The following is a 25,571-nucleotide window of genomic DNA, read 5'->3' as shown; positions in this document are numbered from 1 at the left end:
CCGTCCACTCCGCCAACAAATTAAGTAATGACAAGTAAAAAGATATCTCTGCGGAGTGGTAGTTCAGTTGGTTAGAATACCGGCCTGTCACGCCGGGGGTCGCGGGTTCGAGTCCCGTCCACTCCGCCATTTGATATCGTAACAAAATTAGTAAGTGCATTACCCCATGCACATACCACTGCGGAGTGGTAGTTCAGTTGGTTAGAATACCGGCCTGTCACGCCGGGGGTCGCGGGTTCGAGTCCCGTCCACTCCGCCACTTGTTATTTCCTCAATAACAAGCAATAAATAATTTACTTATTAATAAATCCAAACATCATTTTTATCAGCTATCAGCTATCAGCTATCAGCTATCAGCTCGGCTCTTATATACTAACCTGCTAATATTCTTGTCTATTCTTCAATATTCAGCTTCTTATATCTGCATGAATTGCCAAGAATCTAATCTCACTTTAAAAAGGAAGCATTAAGATGAGTACATTAGGTCAGCAATTAAAGCAGCTGAGAAATAATAAAAAATTGAGCCAACCTGAATTTGCCCAGCAAGTAGGTATATATATCAAAACTTGAAAACGATAAATCAATTCCCTCGAATGAAATATTTAGAGCTTTATTGATAGCATTAGACCTTTCAATTGATGAGTTTATGAAGCCCCTTACCTACAGCCATGACAAAACAAGACTCATGCAAATACCCGATTTAGAGCTGTGGTTTAAAAGTAAAGCAGTAAAGAGCTCAGTCGCACAGCGTAAAATTATATACCTCGCTATGTTTCTGATTTCTTTTGGCTGTGCATTATTTTATGCAGGACATAAAAATTATCTGTTCAATGAACGCTTTTACGAATATAAATCACTGGGTGTGATCAAAAATGATGAACCTCTAAATATATATACTCATTGGAGCAATTATATTATTGATTCAAACCGAGAGAAAAGAGAGGAAAAAACTCGTGAAATGCTGGCCAGAAGGGTACCCAGTTTTAAGTTAATGGATGAATACATCGGTGAATCATTTGTTGAAGAAGTCGAGGGAGGTAAACGACTTTATAACGTAGATGAACTCTCGTGAACAATACCACATGCAGGCAATAGTTGGTTTGAGTTTTTAGGTATTTTGGCTGCTGTATTTGGTTTGGCGTTCGCTTTACTGGAACCCAGATTAACCAAGCAATAAAAAAGTAATAAAAAGCCTGCGTACATGAAAACGCAGCAGGCTTTAATATAAATTGGCTTGCAATTATCCTTGTGGGCCAAATAACTCTTTTAAGTAAGTATCTAAAAAGTTGAGGTAGGCGTTTGAGGCGCTGATACGGTTTTCTTTTTTGCTAAAACCGTGTCCTTCATCATCAAATAATACATATTCTACTGGCACACCATTAGCTTTAACCGCAGCAACCAACTCATCGCTTTCAACTTGTAATACGCGTGGATCATTAGCACCTTGTATTACCATTAAAGGCTTAGTGATGTTATAGGCATGAAACAGCGGTGAAATAGCACGGTGACGTTCACCATCGGTGGCAGGATCGCCCATTTCATCGTAAAGCGCCTTTTTAAAGCTTTCCCACCATGGTGGAATTGAGTTCAGTGTGCGTACCCAGTTAGTCACACCAAAAATATTGATACCTACTTTGAACTCTTCCGGTTCAAAGGCAAGCGCGGCTGCGGTCATAAAGCCGCCGTAGCTACCACCCATGATGCCGATTTTATCTGCATCGACCCAATCTAGGCTTTGTAAGTGTTTTTTACCGTAGACAATATCTTGTAGATCATCGGTGCCATGTTTTTTATCGTCTAAATGGAAAAATGTTTTACCATAGCCTGAGCTACCGCGGTTATTGACGGCAAAAATAGCATAGCCATGATTAACTAAATGTTGCTGCATTGCGCTATAACCAGTTCGGCTTTGCCCACCTGGGCCGCCATGCACCCAAATAAGTGCAGGTACTTTATTGGTGCTGCTGGCTTGTTTTGGTTTGTATAATACGCCCGGTATTTCTAAATCATCAAAACTTTTAAAGCGCACAATGGTGCTCTCTACTAAGTCGTTTTGATCTATATCTTCACTTAATGTGTTGGTAAGTTGCTTGGCTTCATTACTGCCAACTTGCCAAACAAATAAGTTGCTTGGTGAGGTATCTGAATTTAAATAAAACGCCATGGTTTTCTCATCGCTTGAGAAATTCACACCACGTAGATTTCCCGCAGGTAATTTAGGCATGGCAATTTCATCCGCTGTTTGCGTGTCTTTTACTGTGACCTTTGTGCTGGCATCAGCATTTACACCGCTTACTTGGTAACGCCCAGATTTAGAAAAGTAAATAAAGCTAACGTCCCAATCATCTTTTAATGCTGGGCTGTGCTTGCCTGTGGCGAGCTCATATTGCCACACCTCTGAAAACTCTCCTTTAGCGTCTGTTGAGTAGTATAAATATTTGCTGTCTACAGAGAAGGTCTCAGGCGTATATTGTGCTGGTGTATCGTGTTTTGAAATTAATTGCGGCTTGAGGGTTTTCTTATAGGTATCAAGGATAAACGTATCGCTGTCTTTATTGGTATTATTTTTAGACAGTGCAATGTAGCGTCCATCGGGACTAATTGCGCCCACATCTAGTCCTTGTGTGTTTTGATAAACGGGCGTGACTTTATAGGTTTTGCTATCTACACGATACAAGTCCATAAACTTGGCATCGCGTTGATTACTGGTAATAAAAAACTGACTGCCATCTTTAGTAAAGCCTGCATAACTCGCGCGGGTTTCTTCCCCTGGAGTTAAATCTTTGATTGAACCATCAACTTCACGCACATAAACATGGTAGCGCTCATTACCGCCTGAGTCCTTGGTAAATAGTACACGCTCATCATTTGGGAAATAGCGAATAGGGTAGTTGCTGTCTTCAAAATTGGTTAGGCGCGTTTTGCTACCTGTTTTTACGTCAACTTCATACAAGCTGTAAATACCGCTTTCATCGCTACTAACTAGAACTTTATCGCCAGTCGGGGAAAAGCTACTGCCCATGATAGATGTTGTATCAAAAAAGGTTTTAGCGTTATAGGTTTTTACTTGTTGTTTTTGCTCAGTTGCCACAGGGGTAGAGGCTGAATTATTAGATTGACTGCAACCTGTTAATGCAATTGATAATGCACAGGTAATACAGGCAAATTTGAGGGCTTTTTTCATAGATACATTCCTTGGATTATAATTATGGACTTTTAGTGTTAACCGAAGGTTTTTTTAAACGCAAGTAATTAGCCTATTCGAACTGCAATAAAGTGTTACAAACCATGTAGCCCACGAAAATAGAAAACCAGTTATAATTCACTTTCAAAATCAGGGAGTATTTATGATAGAAGTCATTGGGTTACATAAACAGTTTGCTGAAAACGTATTGTACAGTGGTTATAGTGTGCAGTTTTGTGCACCTAAAATATGCATTGAAGCGCCTAATGGCCAAGGTAAAACAACGTTGTTGATGATGTTGGCAGAGCTCGAAACGCGCCAAAGTGGGCAGATTTTATTTTCTAAAAAAGCATTAACCAAACCGCATAAACAAGTTGCTATAGCCTCAGACTGTATTGCTTTACCTGACTTTCTTACGGCAAAGCAAATTATTAACTTGTCAGTGAATACGCTGGGTTGTGATTGGCCAACGACAATAATAGATGGGTTTAATTTCAATGAATTTTTAAATACTCGTTTTGATGCGCTGTCGTCAGGTAATCAAAAGAAATGCCAGTTAATTTTAGCGCTTATGCGTGATGCACCTTATTTACTTCTAGACGAACCCAGCGCAGCACTTGATCAAGCCAGTATTCAGTATTTATTAGTGCTGCTTGATGAATATCTAATAGATAAGCCAAATGGGCAAATAGTCATCACTTGCCATGAACCAGCGCCATTTATTGACCGTGGCTTTGAGTGTATACCGTTATGATTGCAAATTTAAAACAATCAATCGGGCAATATCGCTCCTTTATGGATTATCGTTATCAGGCTTACAAAACTGAACTCACGCAATTATTGTTACAACTAAAAAGCTTTGGGTTGTTATTTTTAGTGGTGTTAGGCTCGTCAGTGTTGGGTTTGATATTGCTACTTTTTTTAGGCCTTGGAAAAATTATAGACAGCAGCGCAGCACCCCAATACGGTGCACAAATGGCTTTATTTTATTTGTTACTACAAAGTGTGATGCTCAGCGCAATGAAGTCAGCAATTAAAAATAGTAAGCAGCGGTTATTTCAGCAAACTATTGCACGATCAGTTTGGTTATATTTAGTCGATATTAAACTATTAACGCTCAGTAATGCATGGCTTATAGCCAGTGTATTAATTGCGCTAGATTTAACGCTATCACAATGGGTTAAAGTACCGCATTTTATTGTATTTATGTTGCTGCAGTTTAGCTTGGGCGTTTTGTGTTTATACAAAACCAGCGCACTGGTATATGGCTTTTTGTTTAGCACGATATTAGTGCTGGTTCCTATTCATATGCAGCCGCTCACTTATCATATGGGCTTTACTTTATTGTTTGCGCTGAGCCTTTTTGTCCCCGTGGTTAATGTTAAAGGGCGTATTGCAGTAAGTTCATTATTGGGCTTTTGGTTTTGTTATTTATTAAACCATTGTTGGACACTTGTTTGGCGCGTGTCGTTACTTTTATGTGTATTCATGGCATCAGCTGAGCTAATAAACGAACGTGCTGATTTAGTACCTATACTTGTGATATTAGCCATGGCTTTTATTGTACTCTTTAGTAGTTCATTGCAATTTGATTGCGGTAGGGTGTATGAGCAGTATCGATTATTTTTTAAAACATGCGAGCAAGAACGCGCCTTTTATATTAGCCATTTTTTACCTAGCATATTGCTGTTTTTATTAGCCACAATAAGTTATAGCGTTATTTTTGGTTACACTCATATTGTATTATTTGTCATTGGAAATATGTGGTGTGTATTACAGGCTTACCTTGCACAAAAAAAACCAGCGCATTATGCGCTGGTTTGGCTAATTTCAACAGGGTTGCTGCTAGCTTTACTAAATTAGTTAAGCGGCATCTGCCTTTTTAGATTTAGCTTTGCTATTACGCGCTGCTTTGCCGGCAAGTAAATCTGCAGGGTCAAAGTCGTCAACGTTAATAACGTCTAAGCGAGCTTGTTCAACAGCTGCTAACTTATCAGCTTCAGCTTGGCTTAAAATGCCGGCTTCTAAGCCCATTTGCGCCACTTTATCAAGTTGGAAGAATGGCAATTTAACGCCTTTCTCTTTACATACGCGTTCAAATAAAGGCTCTACCTCTAGCACGTCTTTAAGCGTTTGCTCTTGACGACCTACAAGGTTAAGCGGCTCGTTTGTAAGGTATACATAGCTTGCTAAACGATTACGTGTTTCGCTAGGAACTTGTAACAACTGCGCTAGTTTGTGCTCAAGTTTGTCGGTAGGTTTACGAACCGGACGACCAAACGGGAATAACAATACTTTTAAAACACCACGTAGTGGAGCCGACGGCATGTTATTGATTAAATCAGCAAGTGCACGTTGACAGTGGTAAAGGTGATCCTGACAGCTCCATTGAACCAATGCAAAATCTTCTTTTTTACGGCCTTCGTCGTTGTAACGTTTTAGCGTTGCAGATACTAAGTAAAGGTAACTTAATAAGTCGCCTAAACGTGCTGAAATACGTTCTTTACGTTTAAGAGAACCACCAAATACCGCCATGCTAATGTCTGACATAAGTGCAAGTGATGCACTAAAGCGAGACGCAATACGGTAAAACTCTGCCGTTTCGTCTTTGTATGGCACGCTAGTAAAGCGAGCGCCAGTAAGCGCAAGCCACTTAGTACGTACAAGGTTAGACATGGTAAAGCCAATGTGACCCATTAGCGCTTTATCAAATACGTTAAGCGCTTCTTCGCGGTCTTCAATTTCACACGCACCTAGCTCGGTAAGTACAAATGGATGACAACGAATAGCACCTTGACCGTAAATAATCATATTACGGGTCAAGATGTTTGCACCTTCAACGGTAATGGCAATAGGTGCACCTTGATAGCCTCGACCCAAATAGTTATTAGGCCCAAGCATGATCCCTTTACCGCCTAGCACGTCCATTGCATGAATGGTTGAATCGCGCATTTGCTCGGTAAGGTGGTATTTAATAATGGCCGAAATAACAGATGGTTTTTCGCCTAAATCAACCGCGCCAGTAGACATACTCACTGCAGCGTCTGAGCTGTAAGCATAACCGGCAAGTTTCGCCATTGACTCTTCAACCCCTTCCATTTTACCAATAGGTAAGCGGAATTGACGACGAATACGGCTATAAGCACCGGTTGCTACTGCAATCATTTTAATGCCACCGGCTGAATTTGACGGCAACGTAATAGCACGACCAACCGATAAACATTCAACTAGCATACGCCAGCCTTGACCAGCCATTTCTGGGCCGCCAATAATGTAATCAAGTGGAACGAAAATATCTTTACCGCGAGTAGGGCCGTTTTGGAATGGCACATTAAGCGGGAAGTGACGACGACCAATTTCTACCCCAGGGGTATCTGTTGGGATAAGTGCACAGGTAATACCAGGCTCTTTAACGTCACTTAATAACCCATCTGGATCTTGTAATTTAAATGCTAGACCAAGCACCGTAGCTACAGGTGCAAGTGTAATGTAACGCTTGTTCCATGTAAGGCTTACACCGACTACTTCTTCGCCATTCCATTGCCCTTTACATACTACACCGTAGTCTGGAATTGAGCTTGCATCAGAACCTGCCTCTGGCGAAGTAAGAGCAAAACATGGAATTTCTTGACCGCTTGCTAAACGCGGTAAGTAAAGATTTTTTTGATCTTCAGTACCATAGTGCTGTAATAACTCACCCGGGCCTAACGAGTTAGGTACACCAACAATTGACGAAAGCAATGTTGATTTACTGGTTAGTTTTTGCAGTACACACGATTGTGCAAATGCAGAGAATTCTAAGCCGCCGTATTCCTTTTTAATGATCATGGCAAAGAATTTATTATCTTTTAGATATTGCCATACGTCCTGAGGTAAATCAGTTAGCTCATGCGTAGCTTCCCAATCGTCCAGCATACTACATACAACTTCAACAGGGCCGTCGATAAATGCCTGCTCTTCAATAGTAAGTTTTGGAACTGGATACTGGTGAAGCTTTTTCCAATCTGGGTTACCACAAAATAAATCAGCTTCCCACCAAGTTGTACCGGCATCAATAGCTGACTTTTCGGTGTCAGACATGCTCGGTGTAACTTTTTTGAAGACCTTGAAAATAGGCTTGATAATATATTGCTGACGAATGCCAGTAACAGAAAGAGGCACTGCGATGATTAAAAAGATCACCCAGCTAATTAAACCAAAAGCACCAGCAAAGGTACCAATTAATAATGTTGCGGCAGAAACACCAAGTGCTGTGTTCCAACTCGCTCTGTGGTAAAGCGCAATGCTGAGCAGTGCGATTAAACCGAGTGTAAATATGAGTGTCATTGCTAATTCCTTAATAGAGGTCAGACCACCTCGTTTAGAGTAGCGCTAGTAACGCTAAGTTTCAAGTACATTACTTAGATTAAAGTGTAGTTATCGGTATGATTATTACAATGCGTCGTATGTTATACGAACAGTTTGGCTGTAATGGTTTATTTTGGCTTATCATAAAAAATATAAGCATTAAAAAAATCAATTAATCTAGTAGTAATATAAGTTTAATTAAGTAAATATACTTATGATGATCAGTGTACGCTTATTAAAAATAGAACGATATTCTATGTTTAGCTTTTTAAAGGTTTATTTATTTTATGTGTGAATTACTTGGCATGTCAGCCAATGTGCCAACGGATATTTGTTTTAGTTTTTCAGGGTTGTTGGAGCGCGGTGGCAATACGGGGCCGCATAAAGATGGCTGGGGCATTACTTTTTATGAAGGCAAAGGTTGTAGAACCTTTAAAGATCCCGAGCCAAGTTACCAGTCAGAAATAGCAAAGCTGGTAAAAGCGTACCCAATTAAAAGCGTATCGGTAATTAGTCATATTCGCCAAGGGAATCGTGGTCGGGTGTGTCTTGAAAACACTCATCCGTTTACCCGAGAGTTGTGGGGGCGCGAAATAACCTATGCACACAATGGGCAGCTTTCAAATTATCACGATTTGAAACCAGAGTATTATCGCCCTGTGGGAAACACCGACAGTGAACTCGCTTTTTGTTGGTTACTTGACAAAATTCGTGAAAAGTACCCGCAGCGACCAAGTAATATGGCCTCTGTATTTCGCTATGCAGCCAAGCTTTCGCATACACTGCGTGAAAAGGGCGTATTTAATATGTTATTGACCGATGGTGTATTTGTTTTAGCGTATTGTACTAATAACTTACACTATATAACGCGCCGTGCGCCATTTGGTAAAGCTACATTGATTGATGCGGACATGGTGGTCGACTTTCAACAAGAAACCACGCCAAACGATGTAGTGACGGTTATAGCCACAAGGCCTTTGACGAATGATGAGCGCTGGCAAAAAATGCAGCCAGGAGAGTTTGCGTTATTTAAAATGGGTGAATTAATGTAGGTTGGTAGAGTAAAACGAAACCCAACTTAAAGTTTCAAATCTAAGTATTAAAATGAAAAGCCCAAGTTATGGTTGTCACACTTGGGCGTTTCGTATTGCATCTTGTAAGTAATTTATTCGGGGGTTATTTCGTTTTTAACTTGTGCAGGTAAAGCCGGTGGATTGATCACGGTAAACGATTTCATCTGCACTTCAAACTGTTCCACACCTTTTTCACCTTTCCACATGCGCACGAGCATATAATCCATTTCTGGGGCAAACCATGCTAAGGCTTGGCGTTTGTCATTGTCGTATAAACGTTTTACTTTAATGGCTTCTACATTACCTATAGGTAAGGAAATCATTTCGGTTTCTACCACTTCAAAGTCGTAGTCACGGCAATTACCTTTTTTATCAACCAACGGAAACGAGAAGCTGGTTTTGCCTTTTTTAAGGCCTTCACGAACTTGTACTTGATAAGAAATACCATCTTGGAAGTTATCATGCCATTGGCATTTTAACGGGTAATCGCTGGTGTTACTGGTAACAGTTTGTGTTTGACGGTCAAAGTTAATTTCATACTTTTTGTCAGGCCCAGTGCCTGTGCGGATCATCGTGTAATCAATAGGCTCTACTTTATCATTCATAAAGCTAAAGGTTGATGACTCTTGACGTGAGTCAGAGAAAATCATCCATTCAATATCGCTGTGGTAAGTGACTTGGTAGTTATTTTTATCGAGTTTTTTAAGCGTCCGCTCGGCTGTACCATGATTTGCGCCTTTGCGCAAAATATCATAACTAGCTTGGTACTGGGTTAACTCGCCTGCAATCAGGCTGGTAGGAAGTAATAAAGTGCCCGCACATAGTAGCCAAGCACTTAATTTTTTATTTTGGGTAGTGCGCGCCGTGTGCAGGAAGTTGTTTTTCGTCAAGAACTGCATAATCTGCTTCCATCGTAAGTCGTTGTTCACTGAACCACTTGACCACCAAAGGATAAATTATGTGCTCTTGCGCATGCACACGTTTAGCGAGCGTGTCTGCTGTATCGTTTGCTAATACAGGCACTTTAGCTTGAAGAATAACGGGTCCGCCATCTAATTCTTCAGTTACAAAGTGAACACTAACGCCGTGAACGTCGTCTTTTGCATCAATTGCTCTTTGGTGGGTATTCAGCCCCTGGTACTTAGGCAACAAAGATGGATGAATGTTCAACATTTTTCCAACATATTTTTGCACTAAGCTAGGAGTTAGAATACGCATAAACCCAGCTAATACAACTAGATTTGGTTCAAAAGAGTCAATTATATGCATTAACTGGGCATCGTAAGCTTCGCGTGAGTCAAACTCTTTATGACTCAGTACTTGCGTAGCAATGCCTACACTTTTTGCACGCTCTAACCCATATGCGTCTGCTTTATTACTAATAACAGCCGCAATATGAGCGTTTATCTCGCCGCTTTCACAGGCATCAATAATGGCTTGTAAATTTGAGCCACTGCCTGAGATTAAAACTACTAGACGAGTGGGTGCCATTACGCAGCACCACCTACAATTTCAACTTGCTCTTCGCCCGCAACCGCATCTTGAATTTCACCAAGGTGCCATGCGTTTTCGCCAAGATCTTTTAAAATGTTTATGCTGTTATCAAGTTGATCTGCAGGTACAACTAACACCATACCTACGCCACAGTTGAATGTGCGGTACATTTCGTGAGTGGTAATATTGCCATTTTCTTGCAACCAACTAAATACAGTAGGCCACTGCCAGCTATCACCTTTAACAACCGCTTTAGCAGATTCAGGTAATACACGAGGGATATTTTCCCAAAAACCGCCACCAGTAATATGCGAAAGCGCATGCACATCTACTTGCTTAAACAACTCAAGTAATGGCTTAACGTAAATGCGTGTTGGTTCTAAAAGGTGCTCACCTAAGGTTTTGCCATCAATCACTTGGTTAGTATCAGCGTTAGAGACTTCTAATACTTTACGAATTAGTGAGAAACCGTTTGAGTGTGGACCACTAGAAGCAAGCGCAATTAGCTGATCGCCTGCGGCTACTTTAGTGCCATCAATAATTTTTGATTTTTCTACCACACCGGTACAAAAGCCTGCCATGTCGTAGTCTTCACCATCATACATACCTGGCATTTCAGCTGTTTCGCCACCAATTAGGGCACAACCTGAAATTTCACAACCTTTACCAATACCGGTTACTACGTCGGCTGCTGTGTCTACATCTAGTTTACCCGTTGCATAGTAATCTAGAAAAAACAGGGGTTCAGCGCCTTGTACTATTAAATCATTTACACACATCGCAACTAAGTCGATACCTACAGTATCGTGCTTTTTAAGGTCAATTGCTAAACGTAACTTAGTGCCAACACCGTCAGTGCCTGCTACAAGTACAGGTTGCTTATAACCTTCAGGAATTTCGCAAAGTGCGCCAAAACCACCAATTCCTCCCATCACTTCAGGACGACGAGTTTTTTTAACTACGCCTTTAATACGCTCAACAAGTGCATTACCAGCGTCGATATCTACGCCCGCGTCTTTATAGCTTAGAGACTGTTTTTGTTCGCTCACAGGTTTTCCTCAAAATAGTTGTTTTGATGCTTACTTAGAAACGCGCGTATTTTACAACAATTGCAGGAGCGCGGCTAGTTGAAATCTATATTTGATTTTAAAGACAAGGACACTTGTCCGCTAATTGTTGCATTAGTAAACAAAAAAAGCGCCCAATGGCGCTTTTTAACATGAAAATAAAAATTAATACTACAAATTAGGCTTTTGCTGTAAGTATCGCTCTAAGTGGAGCAGGGTAGCCTTCAATGGTTTTACTGGTGTCAGTAGGGTCTAAAAAGTCAACTAAAGATTCGTTTTCCATCCAGTCAGTTTTACGCTGCTCGTCGAGCGTTGTAATAGCACAATCTTTAATGTGCACATCTTTAAAGCCAACACGTTCCATCCACAATTTTAATGCCGCAGTGCTTGGAATAAACCATACATTACGCATTTTTGCGTAGCGGTCGGTCGGTACTAAAACGGTGTTTTCATCGCCTTCAATAACTAAAGTTTCAAGTACTAGCTCACCACCAGGGCGAAGCTGTGCCTTTAATTGTGCTAAAAAGTCGATAGGTGAGCGACGGTGATAAAGTACTCCCATCGAAAATACCGTATCAAATGCTTTAAGCTCTGGCAGGGCTTCTACACCTAATGGTAATAAATGCACGTTTTCATCTGGGTTAAAGTGTTTAATTGCCTGAAACTGGCACAAAAATAAGTCAGATGGGTCAATACCCACCACAAACTGTGCACCTTCACCGCGCATACGCCATAAGTGATATCCCGAGCCACAACCAATATCTAATACAGTACGGCCTTTTAATGGCTCAATATGCGGTAGAAGTCGATCCCATTTCCAGTCACTGCGCCATTCTGTATTAATGTCGATACCGTGCACATTAAATGGGCCTTTACGCCAAGGCATCATTCGTTTTAATAAATGCGTGGTTTGCTTTTTTTCGCCTTCAGTCATTTCGCCAGGCGCGCCTATTGCTACTTTGCTGACAATATCAACTTGGTTTGTTGATACCTCAGGTAAGTTTTTTAGTACTTTTTGCCATTGAGGCAAATCGCCATGGCTGGCCTCTTGTTGCCAATGCTTTAATTGCGCAGGCAAGGTTTCTAGCCAGTGGCTAAGTGGGCTTTGTGCAATAGCAGCGTAAAATTGGTTAAACCATGCAGACATGTGTCACTCTCTAAATTATTTAATTGCTACCATTGAGCAAAAATTAAAACATTGATACCACACTTGCGTTTGGCTAAAACCAATGTCGCTTAAACGTTGTGTATGTGTGCTAAGTGTATCGGGGCGCATTACGTTTTCAATGGCGGTACGCTTTTGGCTTATTTCCAGCTCAGAGTAGCCATTATGACGTTTAAAGTCGTGGTGCAAGTCAATCAGTAAGTTATCACATTGCTCATTTTCGGCTTTAATTTTTTCACTTAATAGCAAAACGCCACCGGGTTTTAAATTAGCGTATATTTTTTCAAGTACCGCTTTGCGCTGCGCAGGTGGAATAAACTGCAGAGTAAAATTCATCGCTACTACTGAGGCATTTTGAATATCAAGCTCGTTAATATCACCTAATGTAACCGTTACAGGAACATCAGATCTGAACCCTTGTAAATGGACCTTACAACGCTCCACCATGGCTTGTGAGTTATCTACAGCAATAATATGACAGCTATCAGTTTGAATATTACGGCGCATACTTAGGGTAACCGCCCCTAACGAGCAGCCTAGGTCATACAAATTTGAATTTGGCTGAGCATACTCACCAGCTAATTTTCCCATGGTACTTACTATGGTGGCGTAACCGGGTACCGAGCGTTGGATCATGTCGGGAAATACTTCAACCACGTTTTGATCAAAACTAAAGTCTTTTACTTGTTGCTCAGAGGCATAAATACTGTCTTTTATACTCACGAAGGCAGTCTCTTTGAAAATAATAGTGCTATTTTAACATTTTATGCTGGATAGTCAGTGATAAATTCAGTAGCTTGACTAGAATTATGAAGAATAAGTATAAAAGAGATTATTAAATGAGCAAAAGTAAGGTTATTAGTACCGACGATATATTAGCAACATTATGCCACTCAGTAACGGGTGTACTTTCATCAGCCAGCGGCAACGAGATCAGCTATTCAGCCATGGTACAAAAAATTACCCGGACATGTATGCGACCAGACATAGGTTGTTTTGTTTTATTTGACGGGGGCTTTACCGGCTTAGTTGTTACCAACTTTACGGCGCAAGCGGCGATGGAAATTTATGGCGATTACATGCGTAATATGGGCATGCCAGAAGACGAAATCGCGCATAGTCACTTATCTGATGACGTTTCAAACGTGATGGGTGAGTTGATGAACCAAATAGTGGGAGACTTCACGTCAAAAGTGCGTGAACAGCTACATACCTCTATTACCCAAAACCAGCCAAAAATGATGGCTATTAATAAGCAAGTGCAAATATCGGTTGATACCACTATGGATCGCCCGCAAGCTCGCCGTGTAACGTTTACGACTCGCAATCAAAATATCTTCTATTTAGAATTGGCGATGGATAAAACAGAGTTTATTAAACTTCACGACTTTGACATTGTAGAAGCTGTAGACCCAGACGACATTATCGCAAACGAAGCCAAGCAAAAAGCGGATAAAGAAAAAGCAAAACAGCCAAAGCAAGATGATAGCGACGACGACTTTATGGCCGAATTAGGGCTTTAACGTTTTAAGTAGGTTGGATTGAGTGAAACGAAATCTAACGAGCTAGCTGTCAGTTTGTAGCTATCAGTAAATTATAAAAAACGCGATTTAGTATCGCGTTTTTTATTAACGAGGGCTTTCATTATGAACTCGTGTGTCATTGAATTTTGGCTGACTGCTGACTGCTGACTGCTGACTGCTGACTGCTGACCGCTCAATTATACGGATTTTCACCCATCGCAATAGCCACACAAAAAATCCGTAAATCCAGCTCTAGCTGATGGTACTGCGGCTCCATATGGCAGCACAGTTTATAAAAGCCTTTGTTATGGTCTTTTTCTTTAAAATGCGCGAGTTCGTGCACCACTAATGCTTTTAATAATGGCTCTGGCGCGCGCAGTAAATCGCTGTTTATTGCTAAATCGTGCTTGCGGGTTTTACCTTGCATACGGTACGTGTGGGTACCGAGCGCATTGGTAACCATATCACCTTGTTTTTTAAACGCAGCGCGGCCAAATGGCGGGGCGTTTTTTAAATACTGCTTTTTAAGCTCAGTGGCGTAGCTATACAGTAACTTATCACTGGTAATACGATGCGCCTGCGGGTACTTTTTAAGTAAATACTCACTTACCTTTCCTGCTTTTATTAGTCCTAACACTTGCTCAACGATATTGGCAGGGTAGCCGGTAAAGTAACGTGCGTATTCACTCATTATTGTCTCTGTATTTTGAATTTATTTTTAAAAAAGTGCTTGCTGGTGGGCTTCTTTTTCGCCACTAAATGGATTGAGTACATTGTGATTATACCCCAAATCTTGGCAAAACTGGCGAGCCAGTAAGGGCGCTTCGCGGTTATCAGCGGTATGAAAAAACACATAGGGGCTTTTGCCCTCATCGAGCCACTGGGTTACTTTGCTAAGCCAAGGCTGATAAAAGGTCTTATAATCGTTTTCTAAATCAGCAATAACGAAGCGCGCCATAGGCTGCGAGCCCGTAGCAATAGCGTGCACTGGTAAATAAGGCTTTTTTTGTTGTGCATCTATGAGTGCTTCGGTTGTGGGTTTAACCGCAAATAATGCACGGGTATCCATTGCAATGCGGTTTATATTGTGTGCCATTAAAAGCTGATTAAGCGCGATTTCGGCCTCATCTTTTTTGAAAAAATCAGGGTGGCGTACCTCAACCCCATAGTTTAGCTCTTTAGGAAGTAACTCAATAAAAGCGGCAAGCTTCGCTAAATGCTGTGGGGCAAACGCTTTAGGTAATTGCAGCATTATTTGCCCTGTTTTTTCAAATAGCGGGGCGAATAAATTAAGCCAATTAGTTAGCTCATGTTGCACGTTAGTAAGTTGGAGTTCGTGACTAAAGCGCCGATGAAATTTAAAGGTAAATTTAAACTCATCAGGTACACTGGCAGCCCATCGTAAAACAGTGTCAGGTGAGGGGTCGGCGTAAAAGCTAGTATTACCTTCTACCGAATTAAAATGCTGCGCATATTCGCTAAGCATATCGGCATTTTTACACTGGCGTGAAAATAAGTTTCCTTTCCATGCGTTGCTCGACCACTGCGGGCATCCAATATAAAGCATACAAACAAAAGCCTTGTTATAAAGTGCTTGTAGTGTAACAAATAACAAAACGGTGCGCTGTAAATTCAACCCCGAAAGGTAAACACGCCCTAGCATCTTCAACCGACTTGGGTATAATGCAGGGCTTAATTTGATTATTTTGAATTGCTAGCGGTTTTATTTTCATTTTAGTGTTTATAAAAACTTTTAAAACAACGGTGTTTAACCGCTATATGCCTTTTATCTGACAGGAAAACTATGCGCTCTATATACTGCGGACAGCTAAATAAAACTCACGTAGATCAGGAAGTTGAACTATGTGGCTGGATCAACAAACGACGTGACCTTGGTGGACTTATCTTTGTCGATTTACGTGATAGAGAAGGTTTAGTACAAGTTGTATTCGATCCGGAAGTTGAAGGATTAATGGAAACAGCTAACAAACTTCGTCAAGAATTTTGTGTTCAGTTAAAAGGGATTGTACGCGCTCGCCCAGATAGCCAAGTAAATAAAGACATGGCAACTGGCGAAGTAGAAATTTTAGGCACGGGTTTAACTATTATTAACCGCTCTGAGCCTATGCCACTTGATTTTAACCAAGTGAATTCAGAAGAACGTCGTTTAAAATACCGTTACTTAGATTTACGTCGTTTAGAAATGAGCGACCGCATTAAATTACGTGCTAAAGCAAGCAGCTTTGTACGTCGCTTTTTAGATGAAAATGGCTTTTTAGATATCGAAACGCCAGTACTAACTAAAGCAACGCCAGAAGGTGCGCGCGATTACTTAGTACCGAGTCGTGTTCATAAAGGTAGCTTTTACGCATTACCGCAGTCGCCACAGTTATTTAAGCAATTGTTGATGATGTCGGGTTTTGACCGTTACTACCAAATTGTTAAATGTTTCCGTGATGAAGACTTACGTGCTGACCGTCAACCTGAATTTACTCAAATAGATTTAGAAACCTCGTTCATGAGCTCTGATCAAGTACGCGGTATGACAGAGAAAATGATCCGTGAAATGTGGCAGTCATTACTAAATGTTGATTTAGGTGATTTCCCAATTATGCCTTACTCTGAGGCAATGAGCCTATATGGTTCTGATAAGCCAGACTTACGTAACCCGATGAAGCTTATTGATGTAGCCGATTTAGTAAAAGACGTAGAATTTAAAGTATTCTCAGGCCCAGCAAACGATGAAAAAGGCCGTGTTGCAGTACTAACGGTACCAGGTGGCGCATCACTTTCTCGTAAGCAACTAGATGATTACACTAAGTTTATCGGTATTTACGGTGCTAAAGGTTTAGCATGGATGAAAGTAAATGACCGTGATGCAGGCGTTGAGGGCGTGCAATCGCCAATCGCTAAATTCTTAAATGAAGATGTGATCACGCAGTTACTTGAACGTACTAATGCACAAACAGGCGATATCATTTTATTTGGTGCGGATAAACGCAACACCGTAAATGAAGCCATGGGCGCACTTCGTTTAAAAATTGGTATTGATTTAGAAATCACTAATTTAGATAGCTGGGCACCACTTTGGGTTGTTGACTTCCCAATGTTTGAAGAAGATGACGAAGGCACACTACACGCTGTACACCATCCATTTACTGCACCAAAAGATATTAGTGCCAGTGAGCTTGAAGCAAACCCAGCAGCGGCTATTTCAGATGCTTACGATATGGTATTAAACGGCTACGAAGTGGGCGGTGGCTCGGTACGTATTCACAATGCAGATATGCAAGAAGCGGCTTTTAGAATTCTAGGTATTGATGCACAAGAGCAACAAGACAAGTTTGGCTTCTTACTTGATGCGCTTAAATACGGCACACCGCCGCATGCAGGTTTAGCGTTCGGTTTAGACCGTTTAGTTATGCTACTGTGTGGTACTGATAACATTCGTGACGTTATTGCTTTCCCTAAAACAACACAAGCTTCATGTTTACTAACTGACGCACCAAGCAAAGCCAATGCAGATTCATTGACTGAGCTTGCTATCAACGTTGTTGAAAAAGCTGAAAAACCAGCTGAATAAGTTATTACACCGTGCTTAATTGCACCGACTTTAAAAACCCTTAGGCCTATACCCAAGGGTTTTTTTATGATTTACTTTAAGCTTAACTAATTAATAATAAGGAAATAAAATGTCTTTTAATGCGACCCTTTTAGGTCTTATAGTTCTCGTTTTAATACCGATATTTGGGCTAGTTAGTTATTTCTTAGGAAAGCGTAAAACAACAACTCCTATAATAGTCGGTATTATCGGTGGCTTTTTAGGTTTGGTGCCGATACTTGGGCTTATATTTATTGCTGTATTAGCTTTAAAGAGTGATTCACCTAAAAAAGCCGTCTGATGTTTTCACAAAATGATTATTATGAGCACGAATTCTTCAAGGTTAAAGCAACAGCTCAACGTTTTAGTGGCATTGAATTTGAGCAATGCCAATTTATTGAGTGTGATTTTAGCCACAGTCAATTCAGTAACTGTCGTTTTATCGATTGTGAGTTTATCAATTGCAATTTGAGTGATTTAAGTTGGAACTATAGCTCATTAGAAGAGGTGGATTTTAAAGGCTGTAAGCTCAATAGCATAGTGTGGGGGCAAGTAAATTGGCCGCAATTAGCGCTAACGTCACCGGTGAGTTTTAAACAGTGTGAGCTGAGCCATAGTTCGTTTTTTGAATTACAGTTAAAAGCCTTAACAATGACGAACTGTTTTGCCAAAGATGTCGATTTTAGACACGCTAACTTAGTTCAAAGCAACTTCTCGGATACTGACTTTAGAGACAGCCTGTTTCATCAAACTAATTTGAGAAAAGCAAATTTTGTTGGCGCAACGCAATTTAATATTGATATAACAAGCAATGATGTGAGTAATGCAAAGTTTGAACGGCTTGAAGCGTTAAATCTATTAACAGGACTTGATATCGAGCTGGTTGATTAGCCGCAAGAGCTTACGGCTAATACGTTATTGTATTTACTATTAGCAAGTAGGGCCATTTTTATTGCGCGCGCTAGCCAGTGCGCGGGCTATGCTCAGTAGCTCAGGCGAAATATCATCCGCGCCATCTTTAATCAGTTTAGTTACATCTCCTGATGAATATAAGCTATCACGCGGTGATTTAATCCCAAGCTCTCTGACAAAGTCTTTGGTTTTACCAGTACTGCCGGTTTCAATAAACTTAAAAATAATCCGTTCGTTGTTACTTTTCGGCTCTGCTTGTAACACTTTAATTTCTTCTTGGTAGGCTTCAATTCTGCTTTGGAGAATATCGATGCGCTGTTCAATGCTGCTGTATGATTTCATGAATGGATTCTTTTGCAATAATAGTAAAACAATAATCGCTATTATCGCATAAATTAGTAAAGGAGCGTGCTAACCTTTATAATAAAAATTAATACTAGTTAAAAATATATAGATAATACAATGAAATGCATGTTAAAAATTATAAAAAGCGTTTAATATTAAGTGCGCTGACTTTAAGCACTACGCTATTTGCATCATCAAGTTATGCCCAAGACGATGTAGTGATTGATGATAGTCGTAATCGCTCTATACCTGTAAATATTACCCTACCAGCTAACCACCTTAAGTGCAGCGCGCAAGTAAAATGCCCAGTGGTATTTGTAAATGCAGGGTATGGCATTAGCCACAATGAATACACCTTTGCGAGTAAGTTATTTAATGCGCAAGGGTATTTAAGCATTGCGGTAGCACATGAGCTTAAAACCGACCCTGCACTTAATCATGCGCAGCCATACTTAACTACCCGTATGGAAAACTGGCACCGGGGTGTTGTAACCCTCAAATTTTTAGTCAACGAGCTAAGTGTTAAATACCCTGAGTATGATTTTACAAAACTCACTTTATTTGGTCACTCAAATGGTGGAGATATTTCAGCCTTGTATGCAGCTATTTACCCAAATGAAGTAAGCCAATTAATTACGCTCGATCACCGCCGCATGTTATTGCCACGTAATAAAAACATACATGTGCTCACACTTCGAGGTAGTGATTACCCAGCCGATGTGAACGTGCTTTTAACCGACCAAGAGTTAACCGTTTATCCTGTTACGCAAACGTTGATAGAAAAATCACGTCACAACGATATGTACGATGGCGGGCCTAAATGGTTGGTAGATAAAATGAGTAAAGAGGTAGCGGCGTTTTTAGAAAATGAATAAGCTTTAGGGACGAGTAACAATGGAATTATATGAGCAAGTAGGCCGTAAATTTGTAGCTGGCATTTATACTTGTGATCTCAAAGGTTTTATTTGGACTGAAGCTTTTGAATTTATATTAAGATCATATGACCAGTTACATATTGAAAAAGATAAAGTTCATCTTGTTTGGACTGAAAATGGAGGGCAGTTAAGGCATAAGCTTTCAAACGATATACTTTTGCTCAGCGTCTTAAAATTGACTCTTCCAAAATACACCGGGAAAGCATTGGTACTATATCGTGGTGAGTGCCAATTTTTATATGATCAAAATAAGATTGGTTTCTGTTGGACTCCTTTGCAAAATGTTGCAGAGATGTTTGGTAGCGGTTTAAACGCAATTGAATCAGGAGGTGTTCTTTTAAAAGCTTATGCCCCAGAATCCGCAATTCTGTCTTCACCGAATAAGCACAGTACTGAACAGATGGAAGAATTTGAGTATACGTGTGACCCAACAGCTTTGCTTAATATTGAAGCTATACAATTTTTTAATAAATTTTAATTAAACTTATATTTAAAAAAAATAGCGCAGGCCTACTGCGCTATTTTAGTTTTAAGTTACTCTACCAGTTCACTCACCATCAAAGGGCTGTTATGTAGCGTTTTATGCACAGGGCATTTGTCGGCTATTTCGAGTAATCGATTTCGCTGAGCGTCAGTTAAATCTCCTTGTAAGGTTATTTTGCGGGTAATGGCCTCTATATTGCCGGTTTTTTCGCAATTATCACAATTTTGGTTGTAATTACGGGTATGGTTAAGCTCTACTTTTATATGCTCTAGCGGTAACTCTTTGCGACTTGCATACATGCGAAGTGTCATTGCAGTACACGCTCCAAGCCCAGCGAGTAAATGATCATAAGGGTCTGGGCCTAAGTTTTTGCCGCCGACATCGGTAGGCTCATCAGCAAGCCATGTATGGTTTTTAGTACTCACGTGTTGAGTGAATTGATGATCTTTTTCTTCAACTAATACACTGCCGTTAGTTAATTTTGCACTATAGGGTGTTTTCTCGTATTCAACATAGCGATTAGCCCACGTAGCAATGACGTCGGCTGCGTAGTTAGCGTCTTCTTTATTGCTGAGTAAGTGATCGGCATTATCTAAACTTATAAAGCTTTTTGGATGCTTGGCAGCGGCGTAAATTTTTTCGGCTTCACTAATATTCACGGTGGCATCAATAGGAGAGTGCATAACCAACAAAGCACGCTTAAGCTTACCTATATGGCTGTTATCGTATTTGGCGATGTCATCTATAAATTGCTTTTTAATCGTAAACTCACGCCCAGCTAAACACACTTTTGCTTCACCCGATTGGTTTATTTCATCTAAATGAGCAGCAAAGTTATGAGTAACATGCTGGGCATCTGATGGCGCGCCTATGGTCGTAATGGCCGATACTTCGGGTATGTGCTCTGCTGCTGCAAGCACCGCAGCACCACCTAAGCTGTGACCTATTAATAACTGAGGTGCTTTAAAGTGTGTTCTTAAGTGATTGGCAGCAGCCACTAAGTCTTGAATGTTTGATGAAAAGTTACTGTTAGCAAAGTCACCGTCGCTATTACCAAGCCCTGTAAAATCAAAGCGTAATACGGCAATGCCTTGCTGAGTGAGTGCGCGGCTTATTCGTGTTGCAGCCGCTACATCTTTAGAGCAGGTAAAACAGTGGGCAAATAAGGCATAAAATTTCACCTCACCAGAGGGCTGTTCAAGTTGTCCAGCAAGTTCTAATTCACCGCTTTTAAAAGAGACTTTTTGTCGCATGAGAATACCTTAACTAATTGATAAAGTGTGTGGTGCTGATAAAGAAGAGATTGGTACGATGAGGAGAAAATTCAATACTGGCATTATTTTGATCTCGATCAAGCTAGAAAGGGCTTACCAATTAAGTGCGGACATATGTCCTTATAATTTCAAAGGGGTTTGTCTATCCTCGCACAGCATAAAAATGCAGCCTTTATTACTTGAATTAAGTAGTTAAGCTATATTTGAATGTAATACTAATTTCGTGTAGACCTGTGGCTTAAGCGAATTGGTAAATGGCTTCTAACAACCTACTTACTGGAATGTACCATGCAATTACCTACAGTTGATTATAAAGCGGACGATGCGGCTGCGCAATTTGTTGAATCGTTGAGAAATACTGGTTTTGGCGTATTAAAAAACCATCCTATTCCGCAATCTTTAGTTGAGTCTATTTATAAAAATTGGCAAGACTTTTTTAACTCAGAGCAGAAGCATGAGTTTTTATTTTCAAAAGAAACGCAAGATGGCTATTTTCCACCGTCGGTATCAGAAGTTGCTAAAGGCCATACAGTAAAAGACATTAAAGAGTACTTTCATGTTTACCCTAAAGGCCGTGTTCCTGCACAATTAGAGGCTGATGTGCGTGAGTACTACCGTTTAGCTAATGAATTTGCGGCAACATTATTAAGCTGGGTTCAGGCTGAAGCGCCTGAAGAAGTCCGTGCTAAGTTCTCTATCGATTTAAAAGATATGATTGCCCAGTCTGAGCAAACGTTGTTGCGTATTTTACATTACCCGCCAATGACAGGTGATGAAGAGCCAGGTGCTATTCGTGCTGCTGCGCACGGTGATATTAACTTATTAACCGTATTACCAGCGTCAAACGAGCCAGGTTTACAAGTACAAAAAACCGATGGCGGTTGGTTAGATGTGCCATGTGATTTTGGTAGTTTAATTATTAATATTGGTGACATGCTACAAGAAGCATCAGGTGGCTATTTCCCATCAACGATTCACCGTGTAATTAATCCATCAGGTAAAGCAACAACCAAATCACGTATTTCATTACCTTTGTTTTTGCATCCTCGTCCAGATGTGGTGTTATCTGAACGCTACACAGCAGATAGCTACTTACAAGAGCGTTTACGTGAGCTAGGTGTAAAATAATCCTTTAGCATATGTAATGCTCAGGTAAATAAAAAGCGGCTGTTTAGCCGCTTTTTTAGTATTTGTGTGTATTGATTTGACACAAAGTAAATAATGGCATGCATTCTGAGCCACTAAAGGTATAATGCGCGCAACTGGCCACTTTGGCCTAATTTGAAATAGAGAGTTTATATGAGTTTTGATGGTTTAGGTTTATCACAGTCTTTAGTTAATGCGGTTTTAGAAAAGGGCTATGAAACGCCAACGCCTATTCAGGCTCAAGCTATCCCAGCAATTATTGCGCGTCGCGATGTAATGGCCGCAGCACAAACAGGTACAGGTAAAACCGCTGGTTTTACTTTGCCACTAATTGAGCGTTTATCGTCGGGCACTAAAGCAAAAAGTAATCATGTACGTGCGCTTATTTTAACGCCAACCCGAGAGCTTGCGTTGCAAGTAAGCGAAAACGTTGAAGAGTACGCTAAGCATTCTGATGTGAGTTCGTTTGTGGTTTACGGTGGTGTAAAAATTAACCCACAAATGCAGCGCCTTCGCAAAGGGGTTGATATTTTAGTGGCCACACCTGGGCGTTTAATTGATTTACATAATCAAAACGCAGTTAAGTTTGATAGCGTTGAAGTACTGGTTTTAGATGAAGCCGACCGTATGTTAGACATGGGCTTTATCCACGACATTAAACGCTTAATTGCAAAAATGCCTGAAAAACGTCAAAACTTAATGTTCTCAGCAACCTTTTCTGACGACATTCGTGCATTGGCCAAAGGGTTAATTAACGATCCGGTTGAAATTTCAGTCGCTGCCAAAAACACCACTGCTAAAAGCGTGACTCAATGCGTGTACGCTGTCGATAAAGCGCGTAAAACGGCCTTATTAAGCCATTTAATTCGTAGCAACGATTGGCAACAAGTACTGGTATTTAGCCGTACTAAACATGGTGCTAATCGTTTAGTTAAGCAACTTGAACGCGATGATATTGTTGGCGCAGCAATCCATGGTAATAAATCTCAGGGCGCACGTGTTAAAGCACTTGAAGGCTTTAAAAGTGGTGAAGTGCGCGTATTAGTGGCAACTGATATTGTTGCTCGTGGTTTAGATATTGTTGAGCTTCCACACGTAGTTAACTACGACTTACCTAATGTATATGAAGATTATGTTCACCGTATTGGCCGAACTGGTCGTGCGGGTGCATCAGGGCATGCCATTTCGTTTGTAACGGTCGACGATGCAGTGGATTTATACGGTATTGAACGCTTTATTGGCGAGTTAATTCCTCGTGCTGAAGAAGAAGGCTTTGAACCGGCTAACCCTGTTGCTGAGCGCGCCCTCGATGCTCGCCCACTGCCTGCTAAAAAGCCAAAGAAAAAACAACCATTTAATAAGCCTAAATCTGATAGCAGCAAACCTAATAGCAAAAAGCTTAACAATGGTGGCAATGGTACAGGCCCACGTCGTGGTGGCTCTAAAAAGCCAGCAGCAAAAACAGACGAGAATGCACAAAACCCTTGGGCAAAGCGTCAATCGGTAGGGGGCACTGGTCAGCGCCGTCGTCGTCCAGCAAATAACGACTAATTGTCACTGCGTTTAGTTAAACGCAGCTGCAAAAAAGCGCTAGCTTTAAGGTTAGCGCTTTTTTTGTTTTTAATTTATCAGTAAATAATTAATGCCTAGGCCAACAAACAGCGTAACGCTAACACTCAGTAACGTGCCTAGCATCACATATTCCGTGAGTTGTTTATCTTTGCTGGCACTTAAGTCGCCAAATCTAAACACGGATTTGGCGGCAATTAAAAACCCAAGCCCAGCAAACTGATCTAATAAAATAAATGTCAGCATAAGTACTCGTTCGAGCATACCAATACTTTGTCCTGCTAAAGGGAGGCTACCATCACTAGAAAAATGATTAGTTAAACGCTCTAACATCATTCTTATAAATACCGCACTGGGACTTAAAATAATAAGGTAACCAGTTATAACCCACAGCACTTTTTCGTTGAACAATAACGCCATAAAATTGTTATTAAATTGCTGATTATCAGTGAGCCAAATGCTTATCACAATAAGGACGGTGATATGGGTAATTTGGTCTAATAAAAAAGGCACCACGCCTTTATTTGAATACGATTTTGCAATATCAATAAAGTAGTGGCTGATCATAATAATACTGGTGGCCAGTAATACGCTGCTTAGTTGTTGCCAGCCAAAACTATATTCCCAAAGTGCCACAACGACTGCACTGGTAATTCCGTGAACCAATACATGGTAGTAAAGTTTTTTTGCTTTAAAATGACGGGTGTTTCTGTCGTTTACCCAGCTCATGGGTTGCCAATAAAAATCAGCGAGTAAGTGGCCAATAATCAGTGCAACGAGTAATAGTGAAAATTCCATTAGTCATGTCCTTGCTGTATGCTTTTAAGCCATTGTTGTGCATGTAAAATAAATCGCTCTATCAGCTGATAGTTAGCAAGATTTAGCAGCTTAGTAACGTTTTCTCGGCTGGTGTTGAGCTCTTTAGCTAAGGCAGCATGGTTGTTATTAGTATGGGTTAAATACGCATACAAAGCGTTTGCTTGTTTTTGAGTTATTTTACACAGCAATACATCAACAAACGCTAGGTTTAGCTTAAAGCTCTCATCAACTGGTTGTTTTGCAATAGCAAATGTAAAACGTTGGTTTGTCATTTTATCTAGCTCATGACCAGAGAGAGTAAATGCAGAGCCTGTAGCCGTTTTTATACTCGTACCAGGGTTATCTATGTGTCCCAATGCCATGCTTTGGCGCAATTCATAGCCGGCAGATTTGAGCTGTAGATAGATAAGAATAGCGGTGGTAACTAACCGTTCACTTTTTTCTACTTGCAGCTGAAATGCATCCCCACGGTAAATATCCCAAGATGTTGTTTTATTACAATTTGCACGTAAACTTTGCTCTAGCTGATAAAGCATGGCATCGTATTGTTGTTTAGGTATTTTTTGCGATTTAATTATATCGCCGCTGATCACACCAATCATATAAATCCAGATAGATTATTTATATGTAACT

General features: G+C 40.5%; 25 protein-coding genes and 2 tRNA genes. 14 read left to right on the top strand and 13 right to left on the bottom strand.

The window, feature by feature from the left end:
• The first annotated feature begins 52 nt into the window (after positions 1–52).
• The 3 genes from CWC14_RS12740 to CWC14_RS12725 all read left to right on the top strand — a co-directional run bounded on the left by CWC14_RS12740 (position 53) and on the right by CWC14_RS12725 (position 1,072).
• Positions 53–129, top strand: a tRNA-Asp gene (locus CWC14_RS12740).
• Between the two features lie 53 nt (positions 130–182).
• A tRNA-Asp gene (locus tag CWC14_RS12735) sits at positions 183–259 on the top strand.
• 354 nt (positions 260–613) lie between these two features.
• Positions 614–1,072: a transcriptional regulator gene (locus CWC14_RS12725; RefSeq protein ID WP_249928747.1), complete on the top strand. Its 459-nt coding sequence runs from the start codon at positions 614–616 to the stop codon at positions 1,070–1,072.
• Positions 1,073–1,240: 168 nt separating this feature from the next.
• Here the strand turns inward: CWC14_RS12725 and CWC14_RS12720 are convergent, their stop codons facing one another.
• Positions 1,241–3,184 carry a S9 family peptidase gene (locus tag CWC14_RS12720; protein ID WP_138563185.1) on the bottom strand — a complete coding sequence of 648 codons (1,944 nt, stop codon included), beginning with the start codon at positions 3,182–3,184 and terminating at the stop codon, positions 1,241–1,243.
• A 163-nt stretch (positions 3,185–3,347) separates the two neighbouring features.
• Here CWC14_RS12720 and CWC14_RS12715 point away from each other — a divergent pair, with 163 nt between their 5' ends.
• Positions 3,348–3,938 carry an ABC transporter ATP-binding protein gene (locus CWC14_RS12715; RefSeq protein ID WP_138563183.1) on the top strand — a complete coding sequence of 197 codons (591 nt, stop codon included), beginning with the start codon at positions 3,348–3,350 and terminating at the stop codon, positions 3,936–3,938.
• Positions 3,935–5,047, top strand: coding sequence for a DUF6136 family protein (locus CWC14_RS12710; RefSeq protein WP_138563181.1), 1,113 nt, complete (start codon positions 3,935–3,937; stop codon positions 5,045–5,047). Before CWC14_RS12715 ends, CWC14_RS12710 begins: the two co-directional genes overlap by 4 nt.
• Here CWC14_RS12710 and fadE read toward each other — a convergent pair whose 3' ends face one another.
• Positions 5,048–7,510 carry an acyl-CoA dehydrogenase FadE gene (gene fadE, locus CWC14_RS12705; protein WP_138563179.1) on the bottom strand — a complete coding sequence of 821 codons (2,463 nt, stop codon included), beginning with the start codon at positions 7,508–7,510 and terminating at the stop codon, positions 5,048–5,050.
• 308 nt (positions 7,511–7,818) lie between these two features.
• Here fadE and CWC14_RS12700 point away from each other — a divergent pair, with 308 nt between their 5' ends.
• Positions 7,819–8,583, top strand: coding sequence for a class II glutamine amidotransferase (locus CWC14_RS12700; RefSeq protein ID WP_013464565.1), 765 nt, complete (start codon positions 7,819–7,821; stop codon positions 8,581–8,583).
• A 113-nt stretch (positions 8,584–8,696) separates the two neighbouring features.
• On the opposite strand, the gene CWC14_RS12695 is transcribed toward CWC14_RS12700, so the two are convergent.
• The 5 genes from CWC14_RS12695 to cmoA form a co-directional block, all read right to left on the bottom strand.
• Positions 8,697–9,494, bottom strand: a complete 798-nt coding sequence (locus CWC14_RS12695) for a DUF3108 domain-containing protein (protein WP_249928748.1) — start codon at positions 9,492–9,494, stop codon at positions 8,697–8,699.
• Positions 9,448–10,095, bottom strand: a complete 648-nt coding sequence (gene purN, locus CWC14_RS12690; protein ID WP_054202175.1) for a phosphoribosylglycinamide formyltransferase — start codon at positions 10,093–10,095, stop codon at positions 9,448–9,450. The genes CWC14_RS12695 and purN overlap by 47 nt, the downstream gene beginning before the upstream one ends.
• Positions 10,095–11,147, bottom strand: coding sequence for a phosphoribosylformylglycinamidine cyclo-ligase (purM, locus tag CWC14_RS12685; protein ID WP_055011761.1), 1,053 nt, complete (start codon positions 11,145–11,147; stop codon positions 10,095–10,097). The genes purN and purM overlap by 1 nt, the downstream gene beginning before the upstream one ends.
• Positions 11,148–11,343: 196 nt before the next feature.
• Positions 11,344–12,312, bottom strand: a complete 969-nt coding sequence (cmoB, locus tag CWC14_RS12680) for a tRNA 5-methoxyuridine(34)/uridine 5-oxyacetic acid(34) synthase CmoB (protein WP_138563177.1) — start codon at positions 12,310–12,312, stop codon at positions 11,344–11,346.
• Positions 12,313–12,327: 15 nt separating this feature from the next.
• Positions 12,328–13,053, bottom strand: a complete 726-nt coding sequence (cmoA, locus tag CWC14_RS12675) for a carboxy-S-adenosyl-L-methionine synthase CmoA (protein ID WP_008111640.1) — start codon at positions 13,051–13,053, stop codon at positions 12,328–12,330.
• A 116-nt stretch (positions 13,054–13,169) separates the two neighbouring features.
• On the opposite strand from cmoA, the gene CWC14_RS12670 reads away from it, so the two are divergent.
• Positions 13,170–13,853: a DUF3334 family protein gene (locus CWC14_RS12670; RefSeq protein ID WP_010391441.1), complete on the top strand. Its 684-nt coding sequence runs from the start codon at positions 13,170–13,172 to the stop codon at positions 13,851–13,853.
• 193 nt (positions 13,854–14,046) lie between these two features.
• Here the strand turns inward: CWC14_RS12670 and CWC14_RS12665 are convergent, their stop codons facing one another.
• Both CWC14_RS12665 and CWC14_RS12660 read right to left on the bottom strand, forming a co-directional pair.
• Positions 14,047–14,544, bottom strand: coding sequence for a M48 metallopeptidase family protein (locus tag CWC14_RS12665; protein WP_010391443.1), 498 nt, complete (start codon positions 14,542–14,544; stop codon positions 14,047–14,049).
• Between the two features lie 27 nt (positions 14,545–14,571).
• Complete coding sequence (locus CWC14_RS12660) at positions 14,572–15,420, bottom strand: DUF72 domain-containing protein (protein WP_138563175.1); 849 nt, start codon at positions 15,418–15,420, stop codon at positions 14,572–14,574.
• Between the two features lie 237 nt (positions 15,421–15,657).
• Between CWC14_RS12660 and aspS the strand changes: the two genes are divergently transcribed.
• The 3 genes from aspS to CWC14_RS12645 all read left to right on the top strand — a co-directional run bounded on the left by aspS (position 15,658) and on the right by CWC14_RS12645 (position 18,345).
• Positions 15,658–17,436: an aspartate--tRNA ligase gene (aspS, locus tag CWC14_RS12655; protein WP_138563173.1), complete on the top strand. Its 1,779-nt coding sequence runs from the start codon at positions 15,658–15,660 to the stop codon at positions 17,434–17,436.
• 109 nt (positions 17,437–17,545) lie between these two features.
• Positions 17,546–17,755 (top strand): hypothetical protein, encoded by a 210-nt coding sequence (locus CWC14_RS12650; RefSeq protein ID WP_138563171.1) that lies wholly within the window; start codon positions 17,546–17,548, stop codon positions 17,753–17,755.
• Positions 17,755–18,345 (top strand): pentapeptide repeat-containing protein, encoded by a 591-nt coding sequence (locus CWC14_RS12645; RefSeq protein WP_138563169.1) that lies wholly within the window; start codon positions 17,755–17,757, stop codon positions 18,343–18,345. The genes CWC14_RS12650 and CWC14_RS12645 overlap by 1 nt, the downstream gene beginning before the upstream one ends.
• A 39-nt stretch (positions 18,346–18,384) precedes the next feature.
• Here the strand turns inward: CWC14_RS12645 and CWC14_RS12640 are convergent, their stop codons facing one another.
• Positions 18,385–18,708 carry a hypothetical protein gene (locus tag CWC14_RS12640; RefSeq protein ID WP_090493947.1) on the bottom strand — a complete coding sequence of 108 codons (324 nt, stop codon included), beginning with the start codon at positions 18,706–18,708 and terminating at the stop codon, positions 18,385–18,387.
• A 125-nt stretch (positions 18,709–18,833) separates the two neighbouring features.
• On the opposite strand from CWC14_RS12640, the gene CWC14_RS12635 reads away from it, so the two are divergent.
• Positions 18,834–19,586, top strand: a complete 753-nt coding sequence (locus tag CWC14_RS12635; RefSeq protein ID WP_138563168.1) for an alpha/beta fold hydrolase — start codon at positions 18,834–18,836, stop codon at positions 19,584–19,586.
• A gap of 19 nt (positions 19,587–19,605) precedes the next feature.
• Positions 19,606–20,124, top strand: a complete 519-nt coding sequence (locus CWC14_RS12630; protein ID WP_138563167.1) for a hypothetical protein — start codon at positions 19,606–19,608, stop codon at positions 20,122–20,124.
• A 56-nt stretch (positions 20,125–20,180) separates the two neighbouring features.
• Here the strand turns inward: CWC14_RS12630 and CWC14_RS12625 are convergent, their stop codons facing one another.
• Complete coding sequence (locus CWC14_RS12625; RefSeq protein ID WP_138563166.1) at positions 20,181–21,383, bottom strand: bifunctional alpha/beta hydrolase/OsmC family protein; 1,203 nt, start codon at positions 21,381–21,383, stop codon at positions 20,181–20,183.
• 309 nt (positions 21,384–21,692) lie between these two features.
• On the opposite strand from CWC14_RS12625, the gene CWC14_RS12620 reads away from it, so the two are divergent.
• Positions 21,693–22,532, top strand: a complete 840-nt coding sequence (locus CWC14_RS12620) for an isopenicillin N synthase family dioxygenase (RefSeq protein ID WP_013464577.1) — start codon at positions 21,693–21,695, stop codon at positions 22,530–22,532.
• 171 nt (positions 22,533–22,703) lie between these two features.
• The gene (locus CWC14_RS12615) at positions 22,704–24,101 is read left to right on the top strand and encodes a DEAD/DEAH box helicase (protein WP_138563165.1); all 1,398 of its coding nucleotides are present in this window, start codon (positions 22,704–22,706) and stop codon (positions 24,099–24,101) included.
• A 69-nt stretch (positions 24,102–24,170) separates the two neighbouring features.
• Here the strand turns inward: CWC14_RS12615 and CWC14_RS12610 are convergent, their stop codons facing one another.
• Both CWC14_RS12610 and CWC14_RS12605 read right to left on the bottom strand, forming a co-directional pair.
• Entirely contained in the window at positions 24,171–24,917 is a 747-nt protein-coding gene (locus tag CWC14_RS12610; RefSeq protein ID WP_138563164.1) for a DUF3307 domain-containing protein, read from the bottom strand.
• Positions 24,917–25,540 carry a hypothetical protein gene (locus tag CWC14_RS12605; protein ID WP_138563163.1) on the bottom strand — a complete coding sequence of 208 codons (624 nt, stop codon included), beginning with the start codon at positions 25,538–25,540 and terminating at the stop codon, positions 24,917–24,919. Before CWC14_RS12605 ends, CWC14_RS12610 begins: the two co-directional genes overlap by 1 nt.
• Positions 25,541–25,571: the final 31 nt, after the last annotated feature.

Source organism: Pseudoalteromonas sp. S3260, assembly GCF_005886925.1.
In the GTDB taxonomy this organism is placed as follows: Bacteria; Pseudomonadota; Gammaproteobacteria; order Enterobacterales; family Alteromonadaceae; genus Pseudoalteromonas; species Pseudoalteromonas tetraodonis.
The sequence above is the reverse complement of the archived record's forward strand: the minus strand, read 5'-3'. Positions and strand labels throughout refer to the sequence as shown.